The organism is Methylophaga sp., from assembly GCF_965655755.1.
Classification (GTDB): domain Bacteria; phylum Pseudomonadota; class Gammaproteobacteria; order Nitrosococcales; family Methylophagaceae; genus Methylophaga.
Map to the genome: position 1 here is coordinate 30,019 of NZ_CBFHHW010000010.1, position 13,446 is coordinate 43,464.

The 13,446-nt window shown below is 46.6% G+C and carries 12 protein-coding genes; 9 read left to right on the plus strand and 3 right to left on the minus strand.

What is annotated here, in order from left to right; all coding sequences use genetic code 11:
* Positions 1-4 precede the first annotated feature (4 nt).
* Positions 5-1,789 (plus strand): ABC transporter ATP-binding protein, encoded by a 1,785-nt coding sequence (locus tag ACTF5U_RS05230; protein WP_438970587.1) that lies wholly within the window; start codon positions 5-7, stop codon positions 1,787-1,789.
* 59 nt (positions 1,790-1,848) lie between these two features.
* Here ACTF5U_RS05230 and ilvD read toward each other — a convergent pair whose 3' ends face one another.
* Positions 1,849-3,702, minus strand: coding sequence for a dihydroxy-acid dehydratase (gene ilvD, locus ACTF5U_RS05235; RefSeq protein ID WP_438970588.1), 1,854 nt, complete (start codon positions 3,700-3,702; stop codon positions 1,849-1,851).
* A 118-nt stretch (positions 3,703-3,820) separates the two neighbouring features.
* Here ilvD and argA point away from each other — a divergent pair, with 118 nt between their 5' ends.
* Positions 3,821-5,122, plus strand: a complete 1,302-nt coding sequence (argA, locus tag ACTF5U_RS05240) for an amino-acid N-acetyltransferase (RefSeq protein ID WP_438970589.1) — start codon at positions 3,821-3,823, stop codon at positions 5,120-5,122.
* Here argA and ACTF5U_RS05245 read toward each other — a convergent pair.
* Positions 5,119-5,634, minus strand: coding sequence for an RNA pyrophosphohydrolase (locus tag ACTF5U_RS05245; protein ID WP_438970612.1), 516 nt, complete (start codon positions 5,632-5,634; stop codon positions 5,119-5,121). The genes argA and ACTF5U_RS05245 overlap by 4 nt on opposite strands.
* A gap of 148 nt (positions 5,635-5,782) precedes the next feature.
* Here ACTF5U_RS05245 and ACTF5U_RS05250 point away from each other — a divergent pair, with 148 nt between their 5' ends.
* The 3 genes from ACTF5U_RS05250 (at position 5,783) to ACTF5U_RS05260 (ending at position 9,291) form a co-directional block, all read left to right on the plus strand.
* Complete coding sequence (locus ACTF5U_RS05250) at positions 5,783-6,436, plus strand: HAD family hydrolase (RefSeq protein ID WP_438970590.1); 654 nt, start codon at positions 5,783-5,785, stop codon at positions 6,434-6,436.
* A 49-nt stretch (positions 6,437-6,485) separates the two neighbouring features.
* Positions 6,486-7,928, plus strand: coding sequence for an Asp-tRNA(Asn)/Glu-tRNA(Gln) amidotransferase subunit GatB (gene gatB, locus ACTF5U_RS05255; RefSeq protein WP_438970591.1), 1,443 nt, complete (start codon positions 6,486-6,488; stop codon positions 7,926-7,928).
* 220 nt (positions 7,929-8,148) lie between these two features.
* Complete coding sequence (locus ACTF5U_RS05260; protein ID WP_438970592.1) at positions 8,149-9,291, plus strand: FIST signal transduction protein; 1,143 nt, start codon at positions 8,149-8,151, stop codon at positions 9,289-9,291.
* A gap of 8 nt (positions 9,292-9,299) precedes the next feature.
* On the opposite strand, the gene gshA is transcribed toward ACTF5U_RS05260, so the two are convergent.
* Positions 9,300-10,574 (minus strand): glutamate--cysteine ligase, encoded by a 1,275-nt coding sequence (gene gshA, locus ACTF5U_RS05265; protein WP_438970593.1) that lies wholly within the window; start codon positions 10,572-10,574, stop codon positions 9,300-9,302.
* Positions 10,575-10,811: 237 nt separating this feature from the next.
* Between gshA and pilG the strand changes: the two genes are divergently transcribed.
* From pilG to ACTF5U_RS05285, 4 genes are read left to right on the plus strand one after another with little or no spacing between them, the layout of a single operon-like run.
* On the plus strand, positions 10,812-11,222 hold the full coding sequence (gene pilG / locus ACTF5U_RS05270; RefSeq protein WP_438970594.1) for a twitching motility response regulator PilG: 411 nt from the start codon (positions 10,812-10,814) through the stop codon (positions 11,220-11,222).
* Positions 11,223-11,225: 3 nt separating this feature from the next.
* Entirely contained in the window at positions 11,226-11,591 is a 366-nt protein-coding gene (gene pilH, locus ACTF5U_RS05275) for a twitching motility response regulator PilH (RefSeq protein ID WP_438970595.1), read from the plus strand.
* A 7-nt stretch (positions 11,592-11,598) separates the two neighbouring features.
* Entirely contained in the window at positions 11,599-12,144 is a 546-nt protein-coding gene (locus ACTF5U_RS05280; RefSeq protein ID WP_438970596.1) for a chemotaxis protein CheW, read from the plus strand.
* A 24-nt stretch (positions 12,145-12,168) separates the two neighbouring features.
* Positions 12,169-13,434: a methyl-accepting chemotaxis protein gene (locus ACTF5U_RS05285; protein WP_438970597.1), complete on the plus strand. Its 1,266-nt coding sequence runs from the start codon at positions 12,169-12,171 to the stop codon at positions 13,432-13,434.
* Positions 13,435-13,446: the final 12 nt, after the last annotated feature.

Consider the following 13,446-nt stretch of genomic DNA (forward strand, 5'->3'; position numbering starts at 1 on the left):
TTATATGATTGATAAAAACAGCTATGAGCTGAGTGGCATTCTAAAACAAGCCCTGCTGTACAAAAAGCACTTAGTCAAAGCAAATATCATTGCGATACTAGCGACGCTTTGTGCTGTGCCTGTTCCGCTTTTACTGCCATTGATGGTCGATGAGGTGTTGTTGGATAAACCAGCCTCAACCGTTAACTTTATTCAGCAACTTAGTCCTGAAAGCTGGCATGGGCCTGTCTTGTATATTTTAGCAGTCCTACTCTTTACCTTGGTATTGCGGGTCGCTTCGGTGATTTTAAATGTGGCTCAATCCCGCTACTTCACCTTAATCGCAAAACGCATTACGTTCCGTATACGCCAAAAATTAATTAAACGTTTGGGTCGCATTGCAATTAGCGAGTATGAAACACGTGGGAGTGCTGGTATAGCCTCACACTTTGTCACTGACATTGAAGTCATTGATAACTTTATTGGTAACACCATCAGCCGTTTTATTGTCGCTGTACTAAGCATTCTGGGCACGGCCGTCATTCTGCTATTCCTGCATTGGCAGCTGGCTTTACTAATTTTATTTATGAATCCACTGGTGATCTACTTCACCATGATAGTAGGTAAGCATGTAAAAGAACTTAAGAAAAAAGAAAACTCTGCGTTTGAGATTTTCCAACAAAGTCTTACCGAAACATTGGATGCAGTGCAGCAAATCCGGACCGCTAACAGAGAAAAACATTATTTGCGTCGAGTCATAGATAATGCTCGCCATGTTCGCAGTCACGCTTCTGAGTTTGCCTGGAAAAGCGAAGCAGCAAATCGGTTTTCTTTTGTGATTTTCTTATTTGGCTTCGATGTGTTTAGAGCCGTCAGCATGTTTATGGTGGTGTTTTCAGATTTATCGATCGGTCAGATGTTCGCGGTGTTCGGTTACCTCTGGTTCATGATGAGCCCGGTGCAAGAAATCCTCAATATCCAGTATTCTTTCTATGCCGCCAGTGCCGCGGTTGGCCGCCTAAATACGCTGTTCTCAATGAAAGAAGAAACCCGCTATCCGGATAAGATCAATCCGTTTGAAGCCGGTGAAGCCAGTAGTATTGCAATCAAGGATCTGCACTTTAAATACGGTGATAACAATAAAGTCCTCAATGGTGTGTCGCTGAATATCAAAGCTGGTGAGAAAGTCGCTTTGGTGGGCGCCAGTGGTGCCGGGAAATCGACTCTGGTCAACGTCTTATTAGGCTTATATCCCGCGGATAAAGGCATGGTTTATTTCAATGACATTGCTGTCAGCGATATCGGACTCGAAACCGTGCGTGAACACGTAGCGACCGTACTGCAAAGTCCAGCATTATTTAATGACACTGTGCGTGAAAACATCACCATGGGTAGAGACTATTCCGATGACGATGTGTGGAAAGCGATTCGTATTGCACAACTGGAAGATGTCATTCTCGCAATGCCTAGAAATCTCGACACAGTGATCGGTCGGGCAGGCGTTAAGCTCTCAGGTGGTCAACGACAACGTCTTGCTATTGCACGCATGGTGCTAATTAATCCGAGTGTCGTGGTTCTGGATGAGGCAACCTCAGCACTGGATAGTGAAACGGAATTTCACCTGCATACGGCACTGGAAGAATACCTACAGAATCGCACAACGATCATTATTGCCCATCGCCTCAGTGCAGTCAGACAGGCAGATAGAGTGGTCGTGTTTGATGGCGGTGAAATTATTGCTGAGGGTGATCATGATTCTTTGATTCGTCAGGATGGACTCTATCAAAAACTCTACGCCCAACAAATCTAAATGGCAGAAATAAAAAAGGCCCGATGAATCAGGCCTTTTTCTTTTTAGCGCAAGTTAAATCAGCGACGTTTTAATTGTTCCACATCACGAACTGCGCCTTTGGACGCAGACGTGGTCAGTGCTGCATACGCTTGTAATGCCAAACTGATTTCACGCTCTCTAGCAACCGGTTTCCAGGCATTATCACCCCGCTCTTCCATTTTAGCGCGGCGGTGAGCAAACTCTTCATCACTCAAATTAACGTTTATTTTACGGTTTGGGATATCGATATTGATAATATCGCCTTCTTCAACCAGACCAATATTGCCACCTTCAGCCGCTTCCGGTGATGCATGCCCGATAGACAGACCGGATGTACCGCCAGAAAAACGACCGTCTGTCAGCAATGCACACGCTTTGCCCAACCCTTTTGATTTCAGGTAACTGGTCGGATAGAGCATTTCCTGCATACCCGGACCGCCTTTCGGACCTTCATAGCGTATCAGCACGACATCACCTTCTTTAATGTCGCCACCCAAGATGGCAGCGACAGAAGCATCCTGAGATTCAAAAATACGGGCAGGTCCGGAAAACGTCAGAATAGATTCATCCACACCCGCTGTTTTGACAATACAACCATCTTCAGCCAGGTTACCGTAAAGCACAGCAAGGCCTCCGTCCTGACTGTAGGCATGCTCGACATCACGGATACAACCGTTTTCACGATCTAAATCAAGCTCAGGCCAGCGGCAGTCCTGACTAAAAGCCACTTGAGTTGAAATACCCGCGGGGCCCGCCAGATAACGCAGTTGAGCAGCATCATAATCACTGCGTTTTACGTCCCATTGAGCTAAACCGAGAGCCATGGTTTTACTGTGAACTGTTGGCACATCAGTATGTAATAAACCACCCGCAGCCAGCTCGCCTAGGATAGAGACAACCCCTCCAGCACGATGAACGTCTTCCATGTGATATTTATTGGTAGCTGGCGCAACCTTACATAGATTGGGAATCATGCGCGACATACGATCAATATCCGCCATAGTGAAATCAACTTTGGCTTCATGCGCTGCCGCTAATAAATGCAGTACGGTGTTGGTTGATCCCCCCATGGCAATATCCAGCGCAATCGCATTTTCAAATGCGGGTTTGCTTGCAATCGCTCGCGGCAGTACATCATCTTCATCGTTTTCATAGTAGCGTTTAGCCAAATCTACGATGCGGCGACCTGCCTCCAGGAATAATTCTTCACGATCGGCATGGGTTGCCAGTAACGAGCCATTACCCGGTAATGAAAGACCTAAAGCTTCGGTCAGGCAGTTCATCGAGTTGGCAGTAAACATGCCTGAACAGGAACCACAGGTCGGACAGGCACTTCGCTCAACCTGAGCCACATCCTCATCACTGACATTCTCATCCGCAGCCTGAACCATGGCATCAACCAGATCCAGCTTAACGTCTTTGCCTGCCAGTTTGGTTTTACCGGCTTCCATCGGGCCACCAGAAACAAAAATCACCGGAACATTCAATCGTAACGCTGCCATCAACATTCCTGGCGTAATCTTGTCACAGTTGGAAATACACACCAGGGCATCAGCACAGTGGGCATTGACCATGTATTCAACGGAGTCCGCAATAATATCTCGCGAAGGTAGGCTGTAAAGCATGCCGCTGTGACCCATGGCAATACCATCATCCACAGCGATAGTATTAAACTCTTTCGCAACCCCGCCCACTCGCTCAATTTCACGCGCGACTAACTGGCCCAAATCCTTTAAATGCACATGACCTGGCACAAACTGCGTGAACGAATTGGCGATGGCGATAATGGGTTTATTGAAATCATCGTCTTTCATACCCGTCGCGCGCCACAAGGCACGGGCACCTGCCATATTACGGCCGGCTGTTGACGTTTTAGAACGATATTGAGGCATGTTGGGTCTCTCCAGAAATCTGTTTTGCGACATGAAATGCTAAAATCTCATGTGTTTATCCGAACAAATTTTACACGTTACTTGGCAAGTGTGCTGAGACTACGATAAAAAGGTATCTATGAACGACTTGAAACCTTCGACTAACGATCACAGCCTGGCAACCACGACCAGCTGGTTTCGCACGGCTGCGCCATATATTCACGCACATCGTGATGCGACGTTTGTTATCGCCTTCGATGGCGAAACCATAGATAGCACGGGCTTTGATCCCCTCTTGCACGATATTGCGATCCTCAGCAGCCTGGGCATTAAACTCGTGTTGGTATACGGTGCAAGACCACAAATCGAAGCCCAGTGTAGAGAGCAGAATATTAAGGTGGCTTATCACCGCGGCCTGCGCATCACTGATGATGAAAGCCTGAAAACCGCTAAAGCAGTCATTGGTAAACTTCGGGTTGATATTGAATCTAAATTATCCTTTGGTTTGCCACATACACCGATGGCCGATGCACGTATTCGTTGTACCAGTGGCAATCTCGTCACTGCGAGGCCCGCAGGTATTCTCGATGGCGTAGATCTGGGTCATACCGGTGAAGTACGTCGGGTCGATGTCAACGGCATTAATCAGCAGCTAAACCTCGGTAATATCGTGTTACTCCCGCCGCTCGGTTACTCGCTTACAGGTGAGATATTCAACCTCTCAGCGGAAGCCATTGCAACGGCGGTTGCCACTGCCACTCATGCTGACAAATTGATTTTTATTGGTGAAAGCAACCGCAACCTTCCAAGAGAACTCACTTTGCAAGAGGCTGGAGATAATTTAGCAGCCCACCCCTCCATCAGCGCAGCTGTCGAAGCTTGCCAGTCCGGAGTGCAGCGGGTGCATTTGCTCGATCGTGCTCTGGATGGTGCTTTACTACAGGAGCTTTTCAGTCGGGATGGTGCCGGCACACTTCTAACCGCAACATCATTTGAAACCACGCGTCAGGCAACCATTGAAGATGTAGCGGGTATTCTCGAGCTATTGCAACCATTAGAAGATAACGGGACGCTGGTAAAACGTTCACGAGAGCTATTGGAGCGGGAAATTGATCATTTCACCGTGATGGAACGTGACGGTACCGTTGTCGCCTGTGCTGCGCTATACACCTATCCGGAAAATAACATGGCAGAACTAGCGTGTCTCGCCGTTTCCAACAGTTACCGCAGTCTTGGTCGGGGTCAGCAATTACTGTCGAGCATCGAAAAAATCGCGTTATCTGCTGGGTTGGATAGTTTGTATGTCCTCACTACTCAGACAGCTCACTGGTTTCTGGAGCATGGGTTCAAACAATCAGAAATCGCGGAATTACCGGTAGCAAAACAAGCGTTATATAACTACCAACGTAACTCAAAAGTATTTCGTAAAACGCTCGTTTAGCTATTACTGCTCTTTTTGCGGTTAGCTCGACGCCGATATTCTGGGAACAAAACCGGTGCGAATTCGTGCAGGGCTTTTTCGTATACCCGTCGTTTGAAAAATACAATGTCTTCAACTGGTTTCCAGTAATCGACCCAGCGCCAATCATCAAACTCAGGTTTTTCGTACAGATCCAGTTTGACGTCTTCCGTGCTTCCGGTGAAACGCATCAAAAACCAACGTTGCTTCTGGCCGATGCATAAAGGTTTGTTGCCATAGCGGAGATAGCGTTTTGGCAGTCGGTAACGAAGCCACCCGCGGGTGGTTGCCAATAATTCTACATGCTCGGGCTTTAACCCCACTTCTTCCATTAACTCACGATACGCAGCCTGTTCCGGGGTTTCATTGGATTTTATGCCCCCCTGCGGAAACTGCCACGAATCATGCTGCGCACGCTGTGCCCACAACACTTGGTTTTCTTCATTGCAGAGTATTATCCCCACATTAGGCCTGAAGCCATCTTTATCAATCACGACTATGTCTCTGGCTGGCTGAGCGCAATCGCCCCCAGCATGTTTATCCTCAATAGAGGTTAGATTATTAAAAGCACTGCCAGTATGCAATGCATTTTGGCTTACAATAGCGGCTAATTTTGATTTGGACGGAGGCAACTTCTGCATTATGGCACTGGCAATCTTTGATCTTGATAACACCCTGCTGGGGGGTGACAGCGATTTTTTATGGGGTCGATACCTATGTGAAAACGGTATTGTCGAAGAAGAAGACTATCGCCGCGCAAACGAACATTATCTTGAACAATATCAACAGGGCGTTCTGGATATTGCTGAGTTTTTAGCATTTGTGTTCAAACCGCTGGCAACGCACAGTGTGGAGAAGCTGGAAATGTGGCGTTCAGCCTACCTGGAGCAGAAAATTAAGCCGATCATCTTGCCCGCAGCGCAAGCCTTGATTGAAAAGCATCGCGCCAAGGGCGATACCCTGCTTATCATCACAGCAACGAATAGCTTTCTGACCACGCCCATCGCTAAAATGCTCGGTATCGAAAATTTGATTGCAACAGACCCGGAGTTTATTGATGGTCGCTATACCGGACGCGTTGCCGGCACGCCTTCTTTCCAACAAGGTAAAGTGGAGCGCTTGAATAGCTGGCTTGAAGAGCATCAACTCAATCTTAATGGTAGTATTTTCTATAGCGACTCACACAATGACATTCCTTTATTAGAAGTTGTCGATACAGCGGTTGCCGTCGATCCCGACCCCAAATTGCAGACAGTCGCCGAGCAAAGAGGCTGGGAAGTTCTCAGTTTGAGATAGAAATTGTTACAATTCATCGTTTTTTATCATCTTAAATCAGGCCGTCAATATGGAATGGGAAGTCGTTATCGGGTTGGAAATCCATGCCCAGCTCGCCACCAACAGTAAGATTTTCTCGGGTGCAGCCACTGCATACGGGGCAGCGCCAAACTCTCAGGCATGCGCAGTTGATCTGGGGCTGCCAGGTGTTTTACCCGTTTTAAACCAGGAAGCGGTGAAAATGGCTATCAAGTTCGGGCTGGCGGTAGACGCTGAAATCCCTGAACGCTCTGTGTTTGCACGTAAAAACTACTTCTATCCTGATTTACCCAAAGGGTATCAAATCAGTCAATTTGAGCTCCCAGTGGTCGGCAAAGGCGAAATCAGCATTGAACTGGAAGACGGCACTGAAAAAGTGGTCGGCATTACACGTGCTCATCTGGAAGAAGATGCGGGTAAATCATTACATGAAGACTTCCAGGGTCAGACCGGTATTGACCTGAACCGGGCAGGCACACCGCTGCTTGAGATTGTATCCGAGCCGGATATGCGTAGTGCTAAAGAAGCCGTCGCTTATATGAAAAAAATCCATTCTTTGGTGCGTTATCTGGAAATCTGTGACGGTAATATGCAGGAAGGTTCTTTCCGCTGTGATGCCAATGTTTCCATTCGTCCCAAAGGTCAGGAAGAATTTGGTACCCGTGCTGAACTCAAAAACATCAACTCATTCCGTAATGTCGAGCGCGCCATTAACATTGAGATAGAACGTCAAATCGATGTGCTTGAATCCGGTGACGAAGTGGTTCAGGAAACTCGCTTATTTGATGCTGATAATAATGAAACCCGTTCTATGCGTAGCAAGGAAGAAGCAAACGATTACCGTTACTTCCCCGATCCGGACTTACTACCACTGATTATTGCGAGCGATGACATTGAATCGGTTCGCGCAACCCTGCCTGAACTACCTAATGAAAAACGTGATCGCTTCGTTGATGAGCTAGGATTATCTCTCTATGATGCATCTATTCTGACCAGCAGTCGTGAACTCGCTGACTATTTTGAGGCTGTACTCGCTGCCACAGAAAGTAACGATCCGAAACAATGTGCTAACTGGGTAACCGGTACACTCTCAGGCGCGTTAAACAAAGCTGGACTTGATATTAAGGAATCACCGGTATCTGCAGAGCAACTGGCGAGTGTACTGACCCGGATCAGTGACAACACCATTTCCGGCAAAATCGCCAAAACCGTGTTTGAAGCGCTATGGGAAGGTGAGGGTAAAGATGCCGATTCGGTTATTGAAGCCAAGGGCCTCAAACAAGTTACTGATACAGGCGCTATCGAAGCGATGGTAGATGAGGTGCTGACTAACAACCCAGAACAGTTACAACAATACAGAGACGGTAAAGAGCAGTTATTGGGTTTCTTTGTGGGACAGGTTATGAAAGCTTCAAAAGGAAAAGCCAACCCCGCGCAAGTGAATGAGTTACTCAAGAAAAAACTAGCTGGTTAAAAATAATATTGACGCAGTATAGGGGTCGTAAACAGCGTTTACGGCCTTTTCTTTTTTTAGCCAGACGCCAATCACTTTGTGAAGTCGGTCACATTTCCTGACCTACATCATTCCCCAAAACAAAAAATCTAATGTAGTATCAGTCGATGGATTTAATTAAGTTTTTTGCAATCGTGTTTAGTTTAACGCTGCATCAACCTAGAGTCAGGTAAGACAATTTATGAAGTTTGAGCAAGAACATCTCCCTGCAAAAACAGGTTTAAACAAACTGCCCTCAACATCACCTTTGCCGGATGCAAACTGGGTGTTGGTATTTGGCTCTGTAAGCCGGTTTAATGACCGTGGCTTTACCAAGACACTGAAAAAACGCTATCCCAAGGCCAATATTATCGGTTGCACCACCTCTGGTGAGATAACCGGTGATGGCGTATATGATGACAGCTTGCATATCACCGCCATGCAATGGGAGCGCAGCACTCTGCGTTTTATCACCAAGCCGGTGAACAGTATGGAGCAGTCTCATGCACTGGGGGCACAGATTGCCGGTGAATTAAAAATGGATGATCTGAAAGGTGTTTTTGTTCTGAGTGATGGACTTAACGTCAATGGTTCTGAGCTGGTTGAAGGTTTGCAGGAAGTATTACCCAATGTACCCATCACCGGAGGGCTAGCGGGCGATGATGCGAAATTCACCAAAACGCTGCTGATTAATAACGATAAGGTACAGGATCGTGTTGTGATCGCGGTCGGCATCTACGGTGAAGATGCGATTGTGACCAGTGGCGCTTTGGGTGGCTGGAAACCTTATGGGCCGCCGCGACGAATTACGCGCTCCACTAAAAACATTGTTCACGAATTGGATAACAAGCCTGCACTCCCCCTCTACAAAATGTACATCGGCTACTACGCCAATGAACTCCCGGCATCCGGTCTGAATTTCCCGTTTGCGATCATGGATGAAAAAAACGTCAATGTCATTCGCACGCTATTGTCCATCAATGAAAATGAAAACAGTCTGACTTTTGCCGGTAATATCGCCGAAGGTTCTACTGTTCGTTTCCTTAAGTCGGATCATGACAGTCTGGTAATGGGAGCCAGTGAAGCAGCCCGTCAGATCCTGCAAAAAAATGTGGACATCAATGATAAAGCATTGGCGATCTGCGTTAGTTGTGTGGGTCGTAAACTCGTAATGGAATCACAAGTTGCCGATGAAGTATTTGCCGTGCAACGTTTACTGGGGCTTCAAACCGGCATTACCGGTTTCTACTCCAATGGTGAAATCTGCTCAGGTGAAGACGATGGTCACAGCCAATTGCATAATCAAACCATGACCATTGCTTACCTGAGTGAACACAACACCTAGACGTCGGTTCAGACCAACTCTCTGGCAGCAGCCAATAAAGCTAGTCTGGCAATCACGCCATACGCATAAAAGCGGTTAGGCTCTGAATCAGGCTTATCACTCTGATCCGGTGTGACACAGGATTGGGCAAAGGCTAGTGGCTCAAAATGCATGCCAGGCGCATTGAGGTTCTCATTAGGCCCACGGCCAGTGTGAACACGATAAAAGCCTCCCACGACAAAATGATCCATCATGTAAATCACAGGTTCTGCCACGGCATTATCGTCGCCTAGGGTTTCAAAGGTATACACCCCCTCCTGCACCAGCACATTCTCAACAATCAGTCCCTCTTTGGCTGACGACATTTTATTACGCTGTTTACGATTCAGGTTTTCAATTTCATCGGGACTTTTCACCGTCATGATGCCCATGCCATAAGTACCAGAATCGGCTTTCACCACCACAAAAGGATCACGATCGATGTTGTATTCACGGTATTTGCTGCGAATCGACATCAATAAACTATCAACATTCCGGGCGAGACATTCAGTTCCTGCTTTTTCTTTAAAGTTCACTTCGCCACACTGCAAAGTCAATGGCGAAATCAGCCAGGGATCAATATCAATCTGTTCAGCAAATTCTTTTGCCACGGCATTGTATTGCGTGAAATGATCAGATTTTTTCCGGGTTGACCAACCTGCATGCAAAGGCGGCATAACTTCCTGCTCAAGGTTTTCCAAAATGGCAGGACGTCCGCCTGATAAATCATTATTAAGCAAAACCAGACAAGGTGAAAAATCTCCCACCGCAACACGATTTTCTTTTCTGACCAAGGGTTCCAGAGTGCAGGATTTACCCGATGGCAAATCAATCGTCATCGGTTCAGTAATGTCATCTCTGAGACTGCCAATCCGGGCTTCAAGCCCCCCCCTTTGGAAAATATCACGCAGTGTTTCCAGACTTTCCAGATAAAACATATTCCTCGTGTGGTTCTCGGCAATAATAAGCACCCGTTTAGCGGTCGGACAAGCGCGCTCTACTGCTGTCAGTGCGGCCTGAATACATAATGGTATGAATGAGGGATTCAGATTATTAAATCCTGCCGGAAATAGATTAGTATCAACAGGTGCCAATTTGAAACCGGCATTTCTCAGGTCAACAGAGGCATAGAAGGGTGCTGAGGTTTTCAGCCATTGTTCACGCAGCCAAGTTTCAACTTGGGTTTGTCTTTCCAGCAGATGAGCTTCCAGTTTGAGCAGTGGCCCGTTGAGGGATGTAATCAGATGCGGAACGCCTGAAGTCATGATGTTGTCTCGCTTTTTTGGAGGATGCAGGTTGCTTTATCAGCGCCTTCAATACTGTGAAATGGGTCACAGTTTGGTTTTTTCAAGTCATTCATACTCATTTGTCGTCAAAAATCAGGCGTTAAAAGGGGTTTAAGACAGTCCCACGGCTTTACTAGCCTAACAGCAAAAAATGGGTTATCTTCGTCCGCTAGAGAGAAATAACAATGAAGACAACAATTCAGGTAAAGCAAAATCGTGAGTGAGAACATAACTGAATTTAACGGCCTGAAGGTCATGATAATCGATGACAGTAACACTATTCGTCGTACTGCTGAGACACTTCTAAAAAAAGCCGGTTGTACCGTCCTTACCGCTGATAATGGATTCGAAGCGCTTCCAATCATCAGTGCTAATCACCCGGACATACTCTTCATTGACATCATGATGCCTCGTCTGGATGGATACCAGACATGTGCACTCGTTAAAAATAACCCTAAATTTCAAGAAATCCCTATTGTAATGCTTTCCAGTAAGGATGGTTTGTTTGACCGCGCCAAAGGTCGTGTGGTTGGTGCTGAACAGTACCTGACAAAACCATTCACAAAAGATGATTTATTGGGTGCGATACGGACACATTTAATGGAAAGAGACAAGGATGCTAATTAACTTATGGCGCTTATTCTGATTGCAGATGACTCTCCTACTGAGGTCTATGTTTTACAAAAGATGCTCGAAAAGAACGGGCACCAAGTCATAATTGCTGAGGATGGTTTAGAGGCGGTTGATAAAACTAACCAACAACAGCCAGACTTAGTTTTAATGGATGTGGTGATGCCCAATCTCAATGGATTTCAGGCCACACGTAAACTGACCAAAGCTGAAGAAACGAATCACATCCCCATCGTTATTGTTTCCTCCAAAAATCAGGAAACCGATAAAATGTGGGGACTACGTCAAGGGGCAAAAGGTTACCTCGGCAAGCCGGTAGATGAAAAAGAGCTGCTCCATCTAATCACTTCATTACTAGAGGGCTGACAACCAAATGGCTAGCATCCAGACCCCTGAAGATATCATCTCCTTACTCAAGGATATGGAACGTCGCAGTAAGCAAAAAGCGGCTGGCCTTGACCAGGAAGCTTTAGGAGAAACCTGGTCCGCCATCGGCTTTCGGATTGGTGAACATCATTTTGTTATCCCAATCATTGAGTCACGTGAAGTGTTTCCATTACCAGAACAGGTTACTCCCGTACCCAAATCTCAATCTTGGGTATTCGGCATGGTTAACCTACGCGGTGAATTACTGCCTGTACTGGATCTCAACCTCTATCTGCACGGCAAACCATCTAAGCTATCCAAGCGCAGTCGTATTATGGTCATTAATCATAGTGAGATTTCCAGCGGTGTTTTAGTTGATGAAGTCTTTGGTCTTAAGCATTTTCAGCAAGAACCCGGCCCTGTTGCTGCAAGCCGCCCGGTCAATCTGACACCCTATCTCACCGGTAGTATGTTTCAGCAAAATGTACACTGGGATGTATTCAGTTTTGCCAAACTCATCAACGATCCGCGCTTCATGAATGCAGCGGCATAATTTTCTGATATCAGGACAAGGTTTATGAATTCCACAAACAAACTATTTTTATCTTCCCTGATGAGCAAAGGTAACTGGCTCAATTTGATTTTATTGCTGCTACTGGCAACCATCGGTCTTGGTGGTTTGTGGCTTCTAGCAACAGGGCAATATCAAGCCTATTACGACAATGAGCTGCATATCATCATTGCTATTGCCGCCGCCTTTGTACTCAGTTTTCTTGTCGCTATCCGACTCAGTTACGTGCCGCTGAAAAAACTCAGAACGTCGATGGACAATATGGAGCTGCAAAATCGTCATAATCAGGATGCGATCTTACGACTGCTCGACGAAATGGGTGATCTGGCAGATGGTGACCTGACAGTGAGCGCGACAGTGACAGAGGATATCACTGGCGCCATTGCCGACTCGGTGAATTATACCATTGATGCCTTACGTAGCCTTGTTGAGCAAATTAACTCCACAACGCTTCAGGTGGCTTCGGCGGCACAGGAAACCCAGGCAACCGCTTTACACCTTACCGATGCCAGTGAGCATCAGGCACATCAGATTACAGAAGTCAGTACCGCCATCACTGAGATGGCAGGTTCGATCGAACAAGTATCCGATAATGCGAGCCAATCTTCAGAGGTAGCAAAACAGTCAGTATCACTGGCTGTGCAAGGTAACAGTGCGGTGAAAAAAGCCATCAATGGAATGGATACGATTCGTGAACAAATTCAGGAAACATCCAAACGAATTAAACGCTTGGGGGAAAGTTCGCAACAGATCGGGGATATCGTTGAACTTATCAATGACATCGCTGAACAGACCAATATCCTGTCACTGAATGCAGCCATTCAGGCGGCGATGGCCGGTGAAGCCGGCCGAGGGTTTGCGGTAGTCGCGGACGAAGTACAGAGACTGGCTGAACGTTCAAGTAATGCTACCCGTCAAATTGATGCCCTGGTAAAAACGATTCAGAGTGATACCAGTGAAGCCATCTCTTCCATGGAACAAAGTACCACTGAAGTTGTGGCTGGGGCGCAACTATCCCAAGATGCGGGAACCTCACTGGAACAAATCGAAGCCGTATCACTTCAGTTGGAAGACCTAATCAACAACATCACTTCGAATGCAAAACAACAGGCCACAGCAGCAGTTAGTACTTCACAAAGTATGAACGTGATTCAGGAAATCACTATGCAGACATCCACAGGTACGAATGAAAGCGCAGCATCAATCGGCCGTCTGCTTCAATTGACAAACGAACTGCGCAAATCGGTTTCAGGCTTCAAACTGCCTAACTAAGTGACAACTAGG